The organism is Deefgea piscis, assembly GCF_019665785.1.
GTDB lineage: Bacteria > Pseudomonadota > Gammaproteobacteria > Burkholderiales > Chitinibacteraceae > Deefgea.
Genome location: NZ_CP081149.1, coordinates 3,269,109 through 3,286,879, shown reverse-complemented (window position 1 = coordinate 3,286,879; position 17,771 = coordinate 3,269,109). Strand labels below are relative to the sequence as shown.

At 49.0% G+C, this 17,771-nt stretch carries 15 protein-coding genes; 8 read left to right on the top strand and 7 right to left on the bottom strand.

What is annotated here, in order from left to right:
- Window positions 1–77 precede the first annotated feature (77 nt).
- Window positions 78–347: a 30S ribosomal protein S20 gene (gene rpsT, locus K4H25_RS15275; RefSeq protein WP_173532321.1), complete on the top strand. Its 270-nt coding sequence runs from the start codon at window positions 78–80 to the stop codon at window positions 345–347.
- Between the two features lie 103 nt (window positions 348–450).
- Here the strand turns inward: rpsT and K4H25_RS15270 are convergent, their stop codons facing one another.
- Window positions 451–816, bottom strand: a complete 366-nt coding sequence (locus tag K4H25_RS15270) for a hypothetical protein (protein ID WP_221021257.1) — start codon at window positions 814–816, stop codon at window positions 451–453.
- A gap of 146 nt (window positions 817–962) precedes the next feature.
- Here K4H25_RS15270 and K4H25_RS15265 point away from each other — a divergent pair, with 146 nt between their 5' ends.
- A complete protein-coding gene (locus tag K4H25_RS15265; RefSeq protein ID WP_221021256.1) occupies window positions 963–2,087 on the top strand; it encodes a diguanylate cyclase domain-containing protein in 1,125 nt (374 codons plus the stop codon).
- 65 nt (window positions 2,088–2,152) lie between these two features.
- Here K4H25_RS15265 and K4H25_RS15260 read toward each other — a convergent pair whose 3' ends face one another.
- Window positions 2,153–3,913: a GGDEF domain-containing protein gene (locus K4H25_RS15260; protein ID WP_221021255.1), complete on the bottom strand. Its 1,761-nt coding sequence runs from the start codon at window positions 3,911–3,913 to the stop codon at window positions 2,153–2,155.
- 172 nt (window positions 3,914–4,085) lie between these two features.
- Complete coding sequence (locus tag K4H25_RS15255) at window positions 4,086–5,702, bottom strand: NAD+ synthase (RefSeq protein ID WP_221021254.1); 1,617 nt, start codon at window positions 5,700–5,702, stop codon at window positions 4,086–4,088.
- 119 nt (window positions 5,703–5,821) lie between these two features.
- Here K4H25_RS15255 and K4H25_RS17015 point away from each other — a divergent pair, with 119 nt between their 5' ends.
- Window positions 5,822–6,268 (top strand): hypothetical protein, encoded by a 447-nt coding sequence (locus tag K4H25_RS17015; RefSeq protein ID WP_255587755.1) that lies wholly within the window; start codon window positions 5,822–5,824, stop codon window positions 6,266–6,268.
- Here the strand turns inward: K4H25_RS17015 and K4H25_RS15245 are convergent.
- Entirely contained in the window at window positions 6,265–6,879 is a 615-nt protein-coding gene (locus tag K4H25_RS15245; RefSeq protein WP_221021253.1) for a TetR/AcrR family transcriptional regulator, read from the bottom strand. The genes K4H25_RS17015 and K4H25_RS15245 overlap by 4 nt on opposite strands.
- A 151-nt stretch (window positions 6,880–7,030) precedes the next feature.
- Here K4H25_RS15245 and K4H25_RS15240 point away from each other — a divergent pair, with 151 nt between their 5' ends.
- The 3 genes from K4H25_RS15240 (at window position 7,031) to K4H25_RS15230 (ending at window position 12,811) form a co-directional block, all read left to right on the top strand.
- Window positions 7,031–8,449, top strand: a complete 1,419-nt coding sequence (locus K4H25_RS15240) for an efflux transporter outer membrane subunit (RefSeq protein WP_221021252.1) — start codon at window positions 7,031–7,033, stop codon at window positions 8,447–8,449.
- Between the two features lie 58 nt (window positions 8,450–8,507).
- Window positions 8,508–9,632: an efflux RND transporter periplasmic adaptor subunit gene (locus K4H25_RS15235; protein WP_221021251.1), complete on the top strand. Its 1,125-nt coding sequence runs from the start codon at window positions 8,508–8,510 to the stop codon at window positions 9,630–9,632.
- 128 nt (window positions 9,633–9,760) lie between these two features.
- The gene (locus K4H25_RS15230; protein WP_221021250.1) at window positions 9,761–12,811 is read left to right on the top strand and encodes an efflux RND transporter permease subunit; all 3,051 of its coding nucleotides are present in this window, start codon (window positions 9,761–9,763) and stop codon (window positions 12,809–12,811) included.
- Window positions 12,812–12,893: 82 nt separating this feature from the next.
- On the opposite strand, the gene K4H25_RS15225 is transcribed toward K4H25_RS15230, so the two are convergent.
- Window positions 12,894–13,508 (bottom strand): hypothetical protein, encoded by a 615-nt coding sequence (locus K4H25_RS15225; protein ID WP_221021249.1) that lies wholly within the window; start codon window positions 13,506–13,508, stop codon window positions 12,894–12,896.
- Between the two features lie 329 nt (window positions 13,509–13,837).
- Between K4H25_RS15225 and K4H25_RS15220 the strand changes: the two genes are divergently transcribed.
- Entirely contained in the window at window positions 13,838–15,679 is a 1,842-nt protein-coding gene (locus tag K4H25_RS15220) for a diguanylate cyclase domain-containing protein (RefSeq protein ID WP_221021248.1), read from the top strand.
- Between the two features lie 78 nt (window positions 15,680–15,757).
- Here K4H25_RS15220 and K4H25_RS15215 read toward each other — a convergent pair whose 3' ends face one another.
- Entirely contained in the window at window positions 15,758–16,465 is a 708-nt protein-coding gene (locus K4H25_RS15215; protein ID WP_221021247.1) for an SAM-dependent methyltransferase, read from the bottom strand.
- A gap of 105 nt (window positions 16,466–16,570) precedes the next feature.
- Window positions 16,571–17,176 carry a Maf family protein gene (locus K4H25_RS15210; protein WP_221021246.1) on the bottom strand — a complete coding sequence of 202 codons (606 nt, stop codon included), beginning with the start codon at window positions 17,174–17,176 and terminating at the stop codon, window positions 16,571–16,573.
- Window positions 17,177–17,270: 94 nt separating this feature from the next.
- Between K4H25_RS15210 and K4H25_RS15205 the strand changes: the two genes are divergently transcribed.
- Window positions 17,271–17,768 (top strand): YceD family protein, encoded by a 498-nt coding sequence (locus K4H25_RS15205; RefSeq protein WP_221021245.1) that lies wholly within the window; start codon window positions 17,271–17,273, stop codon window positions 17,766–17,768.
- The last annotated feature ends 3 nt before the right edge of the window (window positions 17,769–17,771 follow it).

Sequence of the window (17,771 nt, the reverse complement as noted above, 5' to 3'; positions counted from 1 at the left end):
TTCTAGGGTGTGTGTGCTGCCGAAAGTCCGTGTCTCCGGCGAAGCAGTAGACCCGTTTATACCTTTGGAGAATTACCATGGCAAATACCGCACAAGCACGCAAACGCGCTCGTCAAGCTGAAGCTGCACGTTTACACAACGGCGCGCAACGTTCAGAATTCCGTACTGCAGTTAAAAAAGTATTGAAAGCGATCGCGGCTGGCGACAAAGCGGCTGCTGCAGCTGTTTACCAAGAATCTGTTAGCACTATCGACAGCTTGGCTGACAAAAAGATCTACCATAAGAACAAAGCAGCTCGTCATAAGAGCCGTTTGTCTGCTGCGATCAAAGCAATGGCTGCTGCCTAAGCTTTGTAAGTAACAGGTTCTAAAGCAAAAAACCCGTGTAAACGGGTTTTTTTGTGCCTGCTAATTTGAGCATCAGCTGCGTTGGTGTACGTATTCGCGCTAATTAGGAATGAAAGCGCGGCGATGAAAGTCGAAAGCTTTGCATAATGCGCCAGTATGCCGCTTCATCGAGAATAATCAGTTGTCCATCAACAGCTTCATCCGCAGCGATATCAATCGCAATTCGCACAAAACGGCCGGTTTCTTGCCAGATGGCCGCGGCGATGCGCTCTACAAACCAATCGGCGCTTTCTCCGAGCTTGATTTCGGCTTCGTGACCGACTTCCAGTAATAAGATCTCATGCCCTAGCGATTGCTTATTCGCCCATGATGGTGTGCACCATGCTCGTTGAATTGCGCCAAGCGTATAGTCGGCTTCACGGCAGGTGACAGGGGAAACGCTGAGCTGTAAACGATAGGTCTTGGACATGATCACATCCTAAGCAAGCGAGTAAGCTGTTAGCTTACATGACATTCGGGTCCTTGTAGACTGATTTCTCGCGTCCTATTTCTGCCTCTCGTCGTTTAATTTCATGTGCTAGGCTAAAGCCTGCGTTGCATGAAGTGGAATTGACAATGATTGACAGTGAAGAATTAAATCCGCGACCTCAAATCTTGATTGTTGATGATTCTCGCATCGTCCGCGCGACGGTGCGTAAGCATTTAAGCGCGCATTTTGATTTATTTGAGGCGGCTGATGGTGAGGCGGGCTGGAAGCTGCTATTGGCTGAGCCGACGATTAATTTATTGATTTCAGATTTAACCATGCCTGAGCTTGATGGCTTGGGTTTGCTAGCGCGCGTACGCAGCTCAGGCGATGCACATTTGCATTATTTGCCAGTGATTATTATCTCGGGTGAAGAAGATGAAGCGACTAAATTGCGCTGTGTTGAATGTGGCGCCAATGATTTTATAAACAAATCCACCGATCGCACGGAAATGCTGGCGCGGGTTCAAGCCAATCTTGAATTGGCCGCAGCGCGTCAAGAACTGGCTGCTGCGCGGGGCATGCAAGTTCATAGCGCGAATGATCAATTAACCGGTGTCGCGAGTTCTTATTTATTAAATCTACAACTGGAACAAGCGCTGGCCTTTGCGCTGCGGCATCATAGCCAAGTGAGCGTCTTGCTATTAGAAGTCAATAATTTTCAATTGTTGACCGATAAATTGGGTAGGCGCGTTTGCGATCAAATGTTAGCCATGTTGGCTAAATTACTAGAAAGCACTTTACGTAAAGAAGATACCTTGGCGCATTTAACTGGCGCACTGTTTGCGATTATTTCCCCCGCCACGCCATTAACTGAAGCGAAAATTGTCGCTGAGCGTTTACGACTTCGCGTAGCAAATGCGCGAATTAATTATCGTGAGCAGGTGCTACGGGTGACGGCGAGTATTGCCGTCGCGAACTCTTGGCATGATGATGAGCATTCCTGTGAGCGAATTTTACAAATCGCGCAAGATCGACTTTATGCTACGCCAATGGAAAATCACGTCTTTATGCCCGAATTAGTCGGGGAGGCCCACACGCCGCTCATCGCCGAGGCCTTGGTGATGCTGCACAAAGGAATGCTGACTGAATTGCGACCGCATCTGCGCGCTTTGCTCAAAAATTTACAGCCATTATTAGCCCAAGCCAATCAAGATTTGGCCTTGGGTTGGGATCTGTCGCAAATTGATGCCGCTGAAAATCCCGAACCATAATCAAGGGTATTAAGTGCTGTACTTTATGCAAAAAAGGCTGGCGTTCAATACCCATGCAGCCTGCCTTAGGCGCATTGCAGTGCTGCTGAAGCAATATACAAAGTATTGCCAGTCTGAGTCTTGGCCATATGTTTGGCGTTTGAGGCATGACTGGCCACTTCGTGGTGGCTTTGATAATCGCTAGCGACAATTTCTACCGCGCCTAAAGACATCGAAACCAGTGGGTGTCGCTGCAATTGATTCTGTCGATTGTGCGCCAAATAGCTTTGCGCTTGCCAGTGCGCCGGTTTAAAAAAGGGGGCCAGTTGCCGCTGAAAATCACGGAGTATTTGCTCGCAATGCGAGCGCCAATGCGCTGATCGCAATAGCAAAATAAAATCATCACCACCGACGTGGCCAACAAAATCCAGCTGAGGATCGACGCTATTTTGTAACAGTTGGCCGCAAAACTGCAGCAGCTCATCACCTCGGGCGTAACCATAAATGTCGTTATAAGGTTTGAAGTGATCGAGGTCGACGTAGACCACGGTGAAGTTGCATTCGGTTTGTAAATACTGGCTGATGGCGTCTTGAATCGGCACATTACCGGGCAAACCGGTTAAAGGGTTGGCATGACGTGCCGCGCTAATTTGCAACTCAGTCATTGCGCGAATTAAATCTCGCCCTGTCCCCATGCCTAAATAACGCCCTTGCTCGGTAATGATAAAGCCATCATTGAGATCACCCCGCTCGCTGCAGGTGAGTAAACGCGCAAGTTCGGTGAGGCTAGTGGCTTGTTCCACAATTAAGGGGTGGCAATCCATTTGCGTGCTACAGCTGCGTGCGCCAAAGAGTTCACGGCTAAAGGGTCGAGAAAACAACTCGAGTAAATCACTGCGTTTAATCAGTCCAATCGGACGCTCATTGTCGACCACCGGAATCGCGCTCAAATCGGCTTGCTGCGTTAGCCGCCGCCAAACGGTTTCGTTGCTATCGGTTTGGCTGGCGCTCGGTACGATTTGCAATAAAGCGCCAGCGTGGCTACTGCCTTGGCCGATTTGCAGTGGTGTTTCGGTTTGGCTTTTGGGGAAATCTAGCAAGGGCTTGGGTTTGGTTTCGGGACGACCGATTAAAAAACCTTGGATTAAATGGATGCCTAAGCGTTGAATCACCGCCAGCTCAGTATGATTTTCAATGCCTTCGGCAATCACGTTACAGCCGGTACTGAGGGCAATATGCTGGATAGAACGAACAAATTGGCGTTTTTGTCGATCGCGACTAATGCCCTGAATAAAGTATTTATCAATTTTAACGAAGTTTGGTTTGAGTTCCGACCAGAGCCGCAAGCTAGAGTAGCCTTCGCCCAAATCATCTAGCGCAATTTGAAAACCCATGTTCCGATACTGTTGTAATGCGTGAGCCAAGAGTGCGTAATCGCTAGTGGTTTGCGTTTCAGTGAGCTCAATGACGACTCGGCTAGGGTCTAATCCCATGGCGTGCATAAAATCGAGCATTGCATCGGCGCGAAATGCATCCTGCATCAGGCTGAGTGGGCAGACATTGAGAAATAATTTTCCGGGTAGCTGCTGCTTGATAAAGGCTTGAATAATGACTTGGTGGCAAGCTCTATCTAATTGCGGAATACATTGGCTTTGCGCCGCGGCTTGAAATAGGTGTTGTGGCGCATGCAAGGGATGGCCACTGGGCCCACGAATCAATCCTTCAAAACCATAGGCTACGGCTTGATTGAGTGCGGCAATCGGTTGAAAAACGGCGCTAAGCTGTTGCTGTTGAATGATGTCGGCGAGTTCGGCGCAATAGCGCTCATTGCTGCTGTGGCGGATCATACAAACTCAATGGTTTGGTGTGAGGCGGTAAGGTAACAGTGAAAGATGAATGTTTTGTTACAAAAAACGCCATTGGCATATTTATTGCGGTTTTTTGAAACAGCACACCGTTTTGCTCAAGAAAAAGCCCAAGCATGAATCGCTTGGGCTAGGCACAAATAGAAAATTCGATTTAACGCGTAAAGCGCTGGGTAATCGGCATACGCCAATCTTTACCAAATGAGCGTTGGGTAATGCGTGGACCGACTGGTGCTTGGCGACGTTTGTATTCGTTGATTTTGAGTAAACGCACCACCTTATTCACATCCGATTCGGCATAGCCCTTCGCAATAATCTCGGTGATGCTCAGATTATCTTCAACATAGGCGGCCAAAATTGCATCGAGCACTTCATATTCAGGCAGGCTGTCTTGGTCTTTTTGATCTGGGCGCAGTTCGGCTGAAGGTGGGCGAGTAATAATGCGCTCAGGAATCACTATGCCTTGCCCTGAGTCCAGACCCAATTGATTGCGCCAGTTGGATAGGCGATAAACTAGCGTTTTGGCGATGTCTTTTAAGACCGCAAAACCGCCGGCCATGTCGCCATATAAGGTGGCATAACCGGTGGTCATTTCTGACTTATTACCCGTAGTGAGTACCAGCGTGCCGCCCTTGTTCGACATAGCCATCAACAGCATACCCCTGATACGGCTTTGCAAGTTTTCTTCGGTGGTATCCATTTCACGGCCAGCAAACTCGTCTTTTAATCCGGCCATCATGCTTTCATACATCGGCCAAATTTCGATTTCTGAATATTTGCAGCCGAGAATTTCAATCATTTCGCGTGAATCATTCACCGAAATATCGGCGGTGTAGCGCGAGGGCATCATCACCGCGTGGACTTTATCGGCGCCTAGTGCGTCCACCGCAATCGCCAAAGTAAGTGCCGAATCAATCCCGCCCGAGAGACCGAGCAGCACGCCAGGGAAGCGGTTTTTGCCAATGTAATCTTGTACGCCCAGCACCAAAGCGCCGTAAATACTGGCTTCAATTGACTCATCAAGCGCAATCGATGCCGCTTGAATATCACCATCGATAAAATCGCAGTAGCCAATTTGGCTGCGATACGCTGGCAATTGCAGGGCTAATTCACCGGATTTATTCAGCGCAAAGGAGTGGCCGTCAAAAACCAGCTCGTCTTGGCCGCCAACCAAATTGCAATACACAATCGGTAAGTCGTTTTCTTCCACGCGTTGCTGAGCAATCTCGCGGCGCGTGCTTTGTTTGGCTTGGTGGTATGGCGAGGCATTCAGGACCAATAACACCTCAGCGCCTTCGTCTTTAGCCGCGGCAGCCGGTTCGGTATCCCATAAGTCTTCGCAAATGGCGATACCGACTTGAACGCCATTTTGTTCAAAGACAAAAGGCACACAGCCTGGCGTGAAGTAACGCACTTCGTCAAAAACAGCATTATTTGGCAAGAGTAATTTGTCGTAACGGCCAAGAAAATTACCATCGCGAATGGCGCAGGCTGAGTTAAAAATTTCGTCGCCACTCACTGATGGATAGCCCAGCACCAAGGTAATGCCGTCAAGCTCATCAATGAAACGCGCAATTTTTTCGCGGCATTGCTGTAAAAACGCTGGGCGCAGTAATAAATCTTCCGGTGGATAGCCAGTAAGGGCTAATTCCGGGGTGAGCAAAATATCAGCACCAGCAGCGGCAGCTTCGCGAGCAGCAGCAAAAATAAGCTCGGTGTTGCCATCAATATCACCAACAATAGGGTTGATTTGAGCAAGGGCGATTTTCATGAGCAGCAAATTGGGCAAGGTAAAAACGCTATTTTAGCGGGATGCTGGCCAGTGTGGGCGCAAATTGCGATGCCAATAGTCGTAAGTCTGCTGGGCTGCCGATACCCTAAGTCGAAAGTGTGGGCTATTTGGCTGGTGATGATGGCCACTTAGCTTCTTTATTTGTCAGTGATTTCTTGCTATTTCCTAAGCAAAACACTAAAAAAATGAAAGAAGAGAATGCTTTAGCCGATGCAGTGGGTGCATCAAGCAATGCATTCTTAATTTGCTTGAGCGAGCTAATCATGCCATTTGATGAAGTATTCCCGACGCATTTTAATACCTTATCGCGTAATCCATTCCCGCACGTGTTGATTGAACAAGCCTTATTGCAATTGGGTGGTGGCAGCATCGAGGGCAGTAAATTTGCCAAGCAGGTTTTAACTGCTGCAGGATGGCGGCATGCCAGCGTCGTGTCGTATGGAAAATATCCGGAAGAAGCCGCCACGGCATTTAATAAAGTCAGGTTGGTACTGGTGGATGATCCCAATGCCGAACAACTGATGCAGCGCTTAGCCGCTGCTTAGACTGTGCGACGATAAGCACGTAAAAAAACGCTCACAGCACTATTCACATGCAGCTCGATCTGGCTGGAACTGGGGTTGCTCACCGAGAGTTGCATTTGACGAATGATGCCGGCATCGCTGAGCGCCAGTAATTGTTCAGCAGCCAATCTGGCATCATCGATCTGTAGTATTTCATCTTGATTTAATTGTGCCAAATACTCACTCAACCTTTGCACGACCTGCGCTGGCCCTGATGACTCGATTAATTGCCCGAGTGCAGGGAACTGCATCACTTCTGCCAATACAATCCGAAACAATGCCGCTTGCTCTTCTTGTAATAAACTACTCAGCCATTGATGTGCAAAGCGGTTTAATACCGCTTCAATTGGTGTATTCAATAATTGGGCCAGCGTCGGTAATTGCGTTTCGCCGCCGCACTCGCCAGCAATTAAGGCAACAAATAGCGCTTCTTTGCTGTCGAAATAATTATAAATCGTGCCTTTGGCTACGCCGGCCGCTTTGGCGATTTTTTCTACGCTGCTGCTGGCAAAACCCGATTCAATAAAGATGCGCCGAGCGCCGTCAAGGATTTGCTGACGTTTGGCTGGGTTAAGCGGATTGTTACTTGGCATATCGATACCCAAAATAAATATTCATTGGTCATTGACCGAACCGTTCGGTCAGTTTAGCATTTCTTCGCTTGGCCTCAATGAATTTCACCTTCGTGCTGCTTGTATTTGTCGTTGAAATGCACTGCTACTGAATTAGGGAACTGCCGCCTGTATGCGTCACTGTTTAAATTTGCTTTTGCTGGGCTTGCTTGGCACCGTTGGTGGTTGTGCCGTTACCTTACCGCAGCCTGAGTCTGCGCAGCTTGCGCCCAAAGAAAGCGCTTGGCAGACGCCATTGCCCACCAACCATCTCGCTGAGCAGCAAGTGTGGTGGCAATCTTGGCAAGATCCGGTCCTCAATACCTTACTCAATGCTGCGCAACAAGCGAACCCCACTTTAGAATTAGCCGAAGCGCGGATTCGTGAAGCACGCGCCAAGGCCTACGCGACTAAAGCCTATTTATGGCCCACCGTCGGCGCAACGGCCAGCGGCTCGCGCAGTAACAACACGATGCTTACGCCTGCGCAGCCCATCAATGCGGGTAGCGTTGGCCTCGATGCCAGTTGGGAGATCGATCTATGGGGTGGCGTGCGCACCGCTGAAAAAAATCTACTGGCCAATTTATCGGCCAAAACCATCGAATGGCAAGATGCGCGAGCGACCGTAGCGGCCGAAGTGGCCAATGCCTATGTGGCATTACGCGCCTATCAAGCTTTGGCTGAGATTGTGGCGCAGGATTTAAAATCGCGAAATCACAGCTTGAAATTGACGCAGGAAAAAGAACAAGTCGGGCTTGCCAGTCCAGTGGACGTGGCTTTGCTTGATGCCAGTAGCGCTGATGCCTTAGCGCAATGGGTTGAAACGCAAGAAGGCATTGGCATGGCCAAGCAAGCCTTAGTGGCTTTAACCGGTTGGTCAGCCCAGCAAGTGAACGCGCAACTTGAGCAAGGTGCGCCGCGTTTGCCGCAGCCGGTGGGTTTTGCGATCAATGCTTTGCCAGCCAATGTCATTACGCAACGCTACGATATTCGCGTTGCCGCTGAAAACGTCAATATGGCGGCCGCCGAAGTCGGAATTAGTAAAGTAGCGCAATTACCATCGCTGAGTTTGTTCGGTGTGATTAGCTTGGGTCAGCAAGACGTTGGCAGCCTGTCGATCAATGGCAATGCTTGGTCGTTTGGCCCCACATTGAAACTGCCCATATTTAATGCTGGCCGCTTAAAGTCTGAAGAAGAAGCTGCGGTGGCACGCTACGATCAGGCACTGGCAGCATATCAGCAAAAGGTGCGATTTGCGGTCCGTGAAGTTGAGCAAACTTTGTTACAACTGGATGGTAATCAACGTCGCATCGCCGCCATGCAGCGATCGGTGGCGGGGTATCAGCAGCAGCAAGACGCCAGCAACGCCATGTGGCAAGCGGGTAGTGCCAGCTTATTGGACTTAGAAGTCTCGCGGCGTTTTTTGCTGGGCTCGCAAGTGAAGCAAATGGCCTTGCAGCGTGATCAATTGTCCTTATGGATTGCGCTCTACAAAGCGGTCGGTGGTCAATGGCCAGTCGATGGCCTACGCGAAGCAACTATCACTAAGTAGGGTATTGCTTGCTAATTCATTTTATATAAAGAGTATGAACATATACCGGAGTAGGGTAATGAAGGATTTATTCAAGCGATTCCCAGTGCGGCGTAGCATGGTATTGAGTATCAGCGTGTTTGTGCTGCTCGCGGGTTTGAGTTTGACCGCCGCGATGGTGCGTGCCGATTCAGTCGACAAAAAAACCGTGGGTAGTAAACCGGTATTGACGGTGCGTATGATTCAACCCAAATCGATTGAGTGGGCACAAACGATTGCCGCCAATGGCAATGTTTTGCCATGGCAAGAATCATCGATTGGTACTGAAATTGGCGGCTTACGCTTAACTCAGCTCAATGCCGCCATTGGTGATCAAGTTAAAAAAGGCCAAGTACTCGCTCGATACAATGATGCGACGATTCAGGCCGAAGTTGCCCAAGCCAAAGCGGCGCTGGCCGAAACCGAGGCCGCTTTAGGCGAAGCCCAGCAAAATGCCAATCGGGTGCGGCAACTGGGCAATACCGGTGCCATGTCAGAACAACAAAAAACCGAAGCTTTTACCAAAGAAATGATGGCCAAAGCGCGAGTGAAATCGGCAAAAGCGCAAGTGGCCAGTGCGCAAGTACGCTTGAGCCAAACGCGTATTGTGGCACCCGATGAAGGGGTGATCTCGGCACGCAGCGCTAGCTTGGGAGCGGTGAGCCAGCCAGGACAAGAGTTGTTTCGTTTAGTACGGCAAGGCCGCTTGGAATGGCAGGCGGAGGTGACGGCTGCTGAAAGCAATCGCATTAAAGCCGGGCAAACGGTGTCTTTACTGCTACCAACAGGCAACACGGTGCAAGGTACGGTGCGAAATATTGCGCCAACGATTGATATGAAAACCCGCAATGTGTTGGTGTATGTCGATCTAAAAACAGCGGCTGATCCTTTGGCTGAAGCCAAACCGGGCATGTTTGCTAAAGGCCAGATTGCAATAGGCAAAACCCGAGCCTTAGCGCTACCGGGTAGCGCAATCTTATTACGTGATGGTTTTGCCAATGTGTTTGTGTTGCAAGCCGATCATAAAGTGAAGCAAGTGCGCGTGAAATTAGGCCGTCAAGCGGACGGCATGATGGAAGTAGAAGGCTTGGCTCCGAACACTTCAGTCGTGGCTAGCGGTGCTGGCTTTTTAGCCGATGGTGATGTGGTGCAGGTCGTTAAGTAAGCCAAGCCAGTAGGACCGTCTTGATCGAATGGCAGTGTAACGCCAGTTTGTATTGCGTTTTGTCTATTAGGTATTGGCTTGTAGGCATTAACTTTAAAGCGTTTTGTTGATATACCCAGGGATGCACAATGAATTTTTCTGCTTGGTCGATTAAAAATCCGATACCGGCCATTATGCTTTTTGTGCTGCTCTCTTTAGGCGGTTTGTGGTCGTTTAGCCAAATGAAGGTGCAAGACTTTCCAGATATCGAATTGCCGATGGTGACGGTGACTGCGGTGTTGGAAGGTGCAGCTCCCGCGCAGCTGGAAACCGAGGTGGCGCGAAAGCTAGAAAATTCAGTCTCGGCCTTGCAAGGCGTGAAACACGTTTACAGTAATATCAGCGATGGCGTGGTCGGAATGACCGTCGAGTTTGAGCTGGAAAAACCAATTAATGAGGCCGTTGACGATGTGCGGGATGCGGTTTCCAATGTGCGCAGTGATTTACCTGCTGATTTAAAAGATCCGATTATTGGCAAAGTTGAATTTTCTGGTGTGCCATTTTTGGTGTATACCGTTGCCGATCCGCAGCTCGATGAAGAGCAGCTGTCTTGGTTGGTCGACAATAAAATTACGCGGGTGATTCGAGCGATTCCTGGTGTGGGTAAGGTTTCTCGCGTTGGCGGGGTCACGCGGCAAGTGCAAATTGAGCTCGATCCGGCGCGCATGGCCGCGCTGGGTGTGAGCAGTAGCGATATTTCACGGCAATTGGCGCGAACACAAAAAGATGCCTCTGGTGGGCGCGCCGATTTGGGCGGCTCAGAGCAAGCATTACGCACCATTATTGCGGCCACAACGGCGGCCGAATTAGCACAAACGGAGTTGTCTTTACCGGATGGGCGCCGGATTCGCCTCGATCAAATCGCTAGCATTCACGATACCATTGCCGAGCGTCGTTCTATCGCCCAGCTCGATGGCCAGCCTGTGGTCGGCTTTGAAATCACCCGTGCACGCGGCGCCAGTGAGACCGAAGTGGCTGCAGCAGTTAAAAAAGCCCTCGCGCAATTACAGCTTGAGCATCCGGCTCTGGTAGTCAATCCCGCTTATGATATGGCTGCGCCAGTACAGGATGAGTTTGATGGCTCGATGGGCTTATTGTACGAAGGCGCTTTGTTGGCCGTGATCGTCGTATGGTTCTTTTTGCGCGATTGGCGCGCGACTTTAGTTTCTGCCGCTGCTTTGCCCTTATCTATTTTGCCGACGTTTATTGGCATGTATTTATTTGGTTTTACCCTCAATACCGTGACCTTATTGTCGCTGGCCTTGGTGGTGGGGATTTTGGTCGACGATGCGATTGTTGAAATTGAAAACATCGTGCGCCATTTGCGCATGGGTAAATCGCCGTATCAAGCTGCCATGGAAGCGGCCGATGAAATTGGCCTAGCGGTGGTCGCCACCACGTTTGCTTTGGTGGCGGTGTTTTTACCAACGGCGTTTATGAGTGGTATTCCGGGGAAGTTTTTTAAACCCTTTGGCTGGACTGCTGCGCTAGCGGTGATGGCGTCTTTAGTCGTAGCGCGTTTACTCACGCCAATGATGGCGGCGTATTTGCTTAAACCGATGCCGCATGCTGAGCAAGAAGGGCGTTTAAAGCTGGCGTATCTGCGCTGCGCGGCGTGGTGCTTGCAGCATCGTAAAATCACCGCGATTTGCTCGATCGTGTTTTTTATTGCGTCATTAGCTTTGGTGCCATTATTGCCAACGGGTTTTGTTCCGGCTGACGATCGCTCGCAAACCTTGGTCAAAATCGAGTTACCGCCCGGCGCCACCTTGAACGACACTTATTTAGCTGCCGATCAAGCGCGAAAAATATTAGCCCCATTGCCGTTTATCACTCGCATTTATACCGCAGTGGGCGATGGTAAAGCGGGGTCTGATCCTTTTGCTGGTGGCAGTAGCGGTGTGAATAAAGCCAGCTTAACGCTGACTTTAGTTTCACGCTCTGAGCGCGCGAAAAAAACACAAATTGAGCAAGAATTACGCGGCTTATTACAAGTGATTCCTGGGGCGAGAGTGACGGTAGGCTTAGGGCAAAATGGTGAAAAGCTGCAAATGATTATTAAGTCGGATGATCCCGAAGCTTTAGCCGTGGCTGCCAAAGCGGTGGAACAAGACTTACGTACTTTAAACGGCATTGGTGCGGTTACATCGAGCGCCAGTTTGGTACGGCCTGAATTGATTATTCGTCCTGATATGAGTAAAGCTGCCGAGATGGGCGTCACCGCGTTGGCGATTGCCGATACGATTCGTGTAGCAACAGTGGGCGACTTTGATACCGCCTTGGCCAAGCTCAATCTCCCTGAGCGACAAATTCCGATTGTGGTGCGTTTACCCGATTCATTTCGCAGTGATCTTGAGCAAATCAAGCGTTTGCGTGTGCCGTCAACGCAGGGAGACGTGATGCTCGGGCAGGTGGCGACGGTTGAGATTGGCAGCGGACCAAGTGTGATTAGCCGCTACGATAGAGCGCGCAATGTGATTTTTGACGTTGAGCTCAATGGCCGAACTTTAGGTGAGGCCAGTGCTGAGGCCGATCAATTACCAAGCTTAAAAAACCTACCAGCAGGGGTCACCCGAGCGGTGTTTGGTGATGCAGAAGAAATGAAAAAACTGTTTGCCAGCTTTGGTTTGGCGATGCTCACTGGGGTGTTGTGTATTTATATGGTGCTGGTGCTGTTGTTCCGTGATTTTATGCAGCCAGTGACGATTTTAGCGGCGCTGCCCTTATCGATTGGCGGTGCTTTTGTGGCGTTATTGCTGACCAATAGTTCGTTCTCGATGCCGACCTTAATTGGCTTGATTATGCTAATGGGGGTCGCGACTAAAAATTCGATTTTATTAGTTGAATACGCCATTGTTGCTCGTCGAGAAGGGATGGCGCGCTTTGATGCCTTGATGGATGCTGGGCGCAAACGCGCGCGGCCGATTGTGATGACGACCATAGCGATGGGCGCGGGGATGTTGCCAATTGCAATGGGTTGGGGTGTGGATTCGAGTTTTCGTGCCCCGATGGCGATTGCCGTCATTGGCGGCTTAATTACCTCGACCTTTTTGAGTTTATTGGTGATCCCGGTGGTGTTTACTTTTGTTGATGATTTTGTGCAATGGCTGAGCCGCAAGCGTAAAAAAGTGCAGCATTAAACTGCGGTTATAAAAAAATAACGGCGCATTGCGCCGTTTTTTTATGTTTTGATTCAGGCAATCGCCGTAGTCTGAACACAACTTAAGCTTGAGCTGGTTTAGCCCCAAGGCTAACGGTTGCGCCACTCGGAATGCCTTCTTGTTGCCAGCGATCAAATTCAGCCATGATGGTGTCGTGGGTTTGCTGGCTGATGTCCGGTAAGCTGCCGCCTAACATGGCTTTGGCTTGGGTGAAGCCCAATTCAACCGCATCACGGATTTTTTGCAATTTGGCTGGGTCGTCGCCCATCGCAAATTTGGCAAAGCTTAAAATGCGCTCGGCGACTTTTTTGACGCCAAATTCACCGTCTTCACCTAGATCTGCTTTGGCTTTATCAATGGTGGCTTGATCGACAGTCAGCGTTTGTTCGCCACGAGCGACTTTGGCTAAATTCAAACCTTGGCCTTCAATGAGTGGCCGAATCAAGCTCATTAACTCATCAACTTTACGATTTGATTCTTCGAGCATGGCCGATAAATTTTCGGGAAGTGCGCGTGGCTTGCTATAGGTGAGTGACTCATTGCCACTGGTGCTTAGACTCACCGTTTCTTGTGCGTTTTCTGAATTCGATTCATTGCGAGCGCCGTTGTTTTGCGGCAACTGTGGGCGGTTAGTTGGCGGCGGGATGCTGCTCAGACTAGAGACGCTGATGGACATAGTGAATCTCCTCAATAAAGACACAATCTGTGTTTTATATCGACAGCTGACTCAAAACGCGTAGTGTAATGTTTACTTTTTGGGGGCAGACGGTTAGTTTTCGCTTAATGCACACTTCATAATTTGTTTTGTTACTTTCATCTTTATTTGAATGTATCTAGTATTTGTTTTACAGCTATTGTTTTTTTATGAAAGCATGGTGAAAATTAGAGCGATGCTTTTCGAGCTTGTTTGTGCATTACATTTTGAGGCCTACGCCATTGCAACTGAGGATGACCCTTGGTTGAAGCGATGGCGTGTTAGATTTTATTGCTAGGTAGATGATTGAAATGGCCTTAAACCAGTTAAGTCCCGATGATTTTGATTTTTTTCGCGAATTTTTGGATGCGTTGCCGCTGCAATGCTTTGTTAAAAATGCGCACGGCCAAATTATTTTGAGCAATACCGCGTATCAAAATGCGAGCACTGAAGCGGTGGTGCCGCTAAAAGTGATTGAACTTGGCGTGAATGAGACACGCAGGCCACTGGTGTCGCCAACACCGTTCGTACAAGCGAATGAAAAAATAGCCACGCATGAAGAAACACGCTGGAATAGCCAGTTGGGTCGTTATCAAACTGATTATGTTATTCAAAAAACCATTACTGATGATGCGGGGCAGCCTTTATATATTGTCGGCTCGATTTTAGATATTTCCGAGCAAAAGCAATTTCAACTGCAAATTGATACCGAATTAAAGCTATTGGAAATGCAGGCTGCTGACGTGCCTTTTATGCAGTTATTAACGCAATTTGTGCATAGTTTTGAGTCGAATTTTCCCGGCGTTTTGTGCTCTATTTTATTGCTAGATGATCAGGGTGAGCATTTATTGCATACCATTGCCCCGAGTTTGCCCGAGGCCTATTGCCAGGCGATTCATGGTGTGGCGATTGGCCCAAATATTGGCTCTTGCGGCACTGCGGCGTATACCGGGCAAGACACCATTGTGGCCGATATTGCCAGCGATCCTTTGTGGCGTAATTTTGCTGATTTGGCCTTGTCGCATGATTTACGTTCGTGTTGGTCTATTCCAATTTTGTCGACCAAAGGCCGTGTTCTCGGTACTTTTGCTAATTATCATCGCTACCCGTGTTCGCCTTCGAGTAAGGAGTTACAAGCGATTAAGCGTGGTGCGTATTTGGTGGGTTTGGTAATTGAGCATGAGTTAACCGAAAATCAATTGGCGCAAGACAAAATGATTTTGCAAGAATCGGTGCAGCACACGCAGACGATTCTCGACAATATGGCCGATGGGGTGATTACGATCGATATTACTGGGCGAATTGAAAGTTTTAACTCGGCGGCGAGCCGTATTTTTGGCTATTCGCCTGAAGAAGTGTTGTTTAAAAATGTTTCGATGTTGATGCCTGAGCCGATTGCCGGCCAGCATGATGGCTATTTATTGCGCCATCAAGCAACAGGCAATACCAATATTGTCGGTGTGCCGCGTGAAGTAGAGGGCTTACGTAAAGATGGCAGTTTATTTCCGATGCGCTTATCGGTGTCCAAAATTTTACGAGCCGGACAGCCCATTTTTATTGGTTTAGTGAGCGACAATACTTTGGATCATCAGCGCCGAGAAGAAATCTATCGTTTGGCTTTTTTTGATGCTTTAACCGGCTTGCCGAATCGACGTTTATTAATGGATCGAATCAAAAAAGCCATGCTGACCTCAGCCCGCAGTGGTTTACATGGCGCGGTGATGTTTCTCGATCTCGATCACTTTAAACATTTGAATGACCATTATGGTCATCATATGGGCGATTTATTGCTGCAACAGGTGTCAGCACGCTTGCAGTCTTGTGTGAGAGAAAACGACAGCGTGGCGCGTTTGGGCGGTGATGAGTTTGTGGTTTTGCTTGAAACATTAAGCGAGCAAGCAGAACAAGCAATCGAGCAAGCAAAAACAGTCGCCAATAAAATTTTGGAATGCTTGCGCCTGCCCTATGATTTATCTGGGCATACCCATGTGAGTACGCCCAGTATTGGTGTGGCTTTATTTTTGGCAGAGCAAATCTCAATTGATGATTTACTTAAACACGCTGATGTCGCCATGTATCAAGCCAAGGCTGCCGGTCGAAATACCGCCTTGTTTTATAATTCGGCGTTGCAAGGCGTGACACAAGCGCATTAATCGCGATGAGTAATGAGAATGACGCGCATCGATCGCGGCGGGCAGCCGCGCTGTTGTGGGTTGATCGATGCGGTGATTTTACGCTTGGATGATAAAAACCGTTGGCCGTTTATGGATTTGTGGCTCAGGTTTTTTCTTCCATTGACCTATTTCTAGCGTCAAGATTTCTTGGCTTGGCAAACTAATATCGCAAGCCACGGTTAACCGTGTAGTGGCTTTGAGATTGTCGCGTAAGGCTTGAAACAGCGCGCCATTGCGATATGGGGTTTCAATAAATAATTCAGCTTGATTTTCTTTGCTTGAGCTGGCTTCAAGCTGCCGAATCGCTTGCACGCGTCCCGTTGCATCAGAAGGCAGGTAACCGTTAAAGCGAAATTTCTGCCCATTAGCCCCTGAGGCCATTAACGCCATCAATAACGACGACGGCCCCACTAGCGGCACAACTTGGATGCCACGTTGATGGGCTAGTTGTACTAGACGTGCGCCAGGGTCGGCAACGCCCGGACAACCCGCTTCGGACATTAAGCCCACATCAAAACCATCGAGTAGCGGTTGTAACAGCGCAGTGACTTCATGGTCTTTGGTATGCTCAGAAAGCTCGGCCATTGTCAGGCTACGTAATTCATGGGGTGTGCCGAACATTTTTAAATGCGCGCGGGTTGTTTTGGCATTTTCAACGACAAAATGCGTCAGTTTTTTGGCGGTTTCAATCACGTCGAGCGGCAAAATATCGTTGATGGTATCGCCACCCATTGGCGCTGGGATTAAATACAAGATGCCCGTCATGGTCATTTATCCAAATAAAGAGTGAGTACAGTTTTGATGGGTATATGTTGCTAGTACTTTATTTAAATGATCTAGTTGAATATACCCACTATTGTTTGGTTTTGATTACAAAATTGGATAGGCTTCGCGATTGAGCATGCTCACTAGTTCGATTAAAGGCAAACCAATAATCGCCGCTGGATCAGTGCTATCAATCGCGGCGATCATCACAATCCCAAGACCTTCGGTTTTGGCGCTGCCGGCGCAGTTGTAAGGCTGCTCACGGCGTAAATAGGTTTCGATTTGTGCGTCGCTGTAATCACGCATGGTCACCGTGGTGATGTCGACATGGCTTTGTACTTGTTCGGTTGCCGTATTGTAAAGGCAGAGCGCAGTATGAAACGCAATGCTTTGCCCACGCATGGCGCCCAATTGCACCACGGCACGCTCATGATTACCGGGCTTTCCTAATTGCACACCGTTAAGTAGCGCCACTTGGTCTGAGCCAATAATTAGACTATTTGGATATTGATCGGCCAGTACCTTGGCTTTGGCAATCGCCAAACGCTCGCTGGTTTGGGCCGCAGTCTCACCGATCAGTGGCGATTCATCCAGATTGGGGGCCGCAGTGACAAACGGTAGGCCCAAGCGTTCTAAAAGTTCTTTTCGATACAGCGATGTAGACGCCAGAACCAGTTGGCGTGACTCGCAGGAGGTAGAAGTGGTTCGCATATGAATTTCACCGCGCTTAAAAGCGCAAAATACTTTGACAGAGGATAGCCGGAGATTATATCATGCGCGGTTTCCAGTTCTACGCGGCAACTCCATGACGGTGATTCACAGCGCGGAATTTGCGCAAGAAGGTCGAGAACTTAAAGGTTCTATCCCACTTTCGCAGCTCTCACGTTTGAGTGACCTGTTGGCAGATACATCAGGCGAAATCGCTTGGCATATCGAAAGTGGCGTAGATGATCGTACGCAACGCCCTTGGCTTTATTTAGAAGTAAAAGGTGATTTGCAACTGATTTGCCAGCGCTGCCTATTGGGTATGCCTTGGTCAATTCATAACGAAACCGTGTTGACCCAGTTTGCTACTGAGGAAGAAATCGATGAAGCGGAAGCCATCGATGAGGACCTTGATGGCATTTTGATCGATCCGGAGCTGGATATTGAAGCACTGGTCGAAGACGAATTGTTACTCGCTTTACCAGTGGCGCCGGTACACGATGTGTGTGGTGGCGACGATGCACTGGCCAAATTGGCGAGTAAAAAACCGAATCCGTTTGCAGTCCTGGCTCAGTTGAAAACCAGGAAAGCGGAATAAACA

What these genes read in the sequence shown, in the direction of transcription:
- rpsT (WP_173532321.1), top strand. Translation starts at nt 78, where the DNA reads ATGGCAAATACCGCACAAGCACGCAAACGCGCTCGTCAAGCTGAAGCT.
- K4H25_RS15270 (WP_221021257.1), bottom strand. Translation starts at nt 816, where the DNA reads ATGTCCAAGACCTATCGTTTACAGCTCAGCGTTTCCCCTGTCACCTGC.
- K4H25_RS15265 (WP_221021256.1), top strand. Translation starts at nt 963, where the DNA reads ATGATTGACAGTGAAGAATTAAATCCGCGACCTCAAATCTTGATTGTT.
- K4H25_RS15260 (WP_221021255.1), bottom strand. Translation starts at nt 3,913, where the DNA reads ATGATCCGCCACAGCAGCAATGAGCGCTATTGCGCCGAACTCGCCGAC.
- K4H25_RS15255 (WP_221021254.1), bottom strand. Translation starts at nt 5,702, where the DNA reads ATGAAAATCGCCCTTGCTCAAATCAACCCTATTGTTGGTGATATTGAT.
- K4H25_RS15245 (WP_221021253.1), bottom strand. Translation starts at nt 6,879, where the DNA reads ATGCCAAGTAACAATCCGCTTAACCCAGCCAAACGTCAGCAAATCCTT.
- K4H25_RS15240 (WP_221021252.1), top strand. Translation starts at nt 7,031, where the DNA reads ATGCGTCACTGTTTAAATTTGCTTTTGCTGGGCTTGCTTGGCACCGTT.
- K4H25_RS15235 (WP_221021251.1), top strand. Translation starts at nt 8,508, where the DNA reads ATGAAGGATTTATTCAAGCGATTCCCAGTGCGGCGTAGCATGGTATTG.
- K4H25_RS15230 (WP_221021250.1), top strand. Translation starts at nt 9,761, where the DNA reads ATGAATTTTTCTGCTTGGTCGATTAAAAATCCGATACCGGCCATTATG.
- K4H25_RS15225 (WP_221021249.1), bottom strand. Translation starts at nt 13,508, where the DNA reads ATGTCCATCAGCGTCTCTAGTCTGAGCAGCATCCCGCCGCCAACTAAC.
- K4H25_RS15220 (WP_221021248.1), top strand. Translation starts at nt 13,838, where the DNA reads ATGGCCTTAAACCAGTTAAGTCCCGATGATTTTGATTTTTTTCGCGAA.
- K4H25_RS15215 (WP_221021247.1), bottom strand. Translation starts at nt 16,465, where the DNA reads ATGACGGGCATCTTGTATTTAATCCCAGCGCCAATGGGTGGCGATACC.
- K4H25_RS15210 (WP_221021246.1), bottom strand. Translation starts at nt 17,176, where the DNA reads ATGCGAACCACTTCTACCTCCTGCGAGTCACGCCAACTGGTTCTGGCG.
- K4H25_RS15205 (WP_221021245.1), top strand. Translation starts at nt 17,271, where the DNA reads ATGACGGTGATTCACAGCGCGGAATTTGCGCAAGAAGGTCGAGAACTT.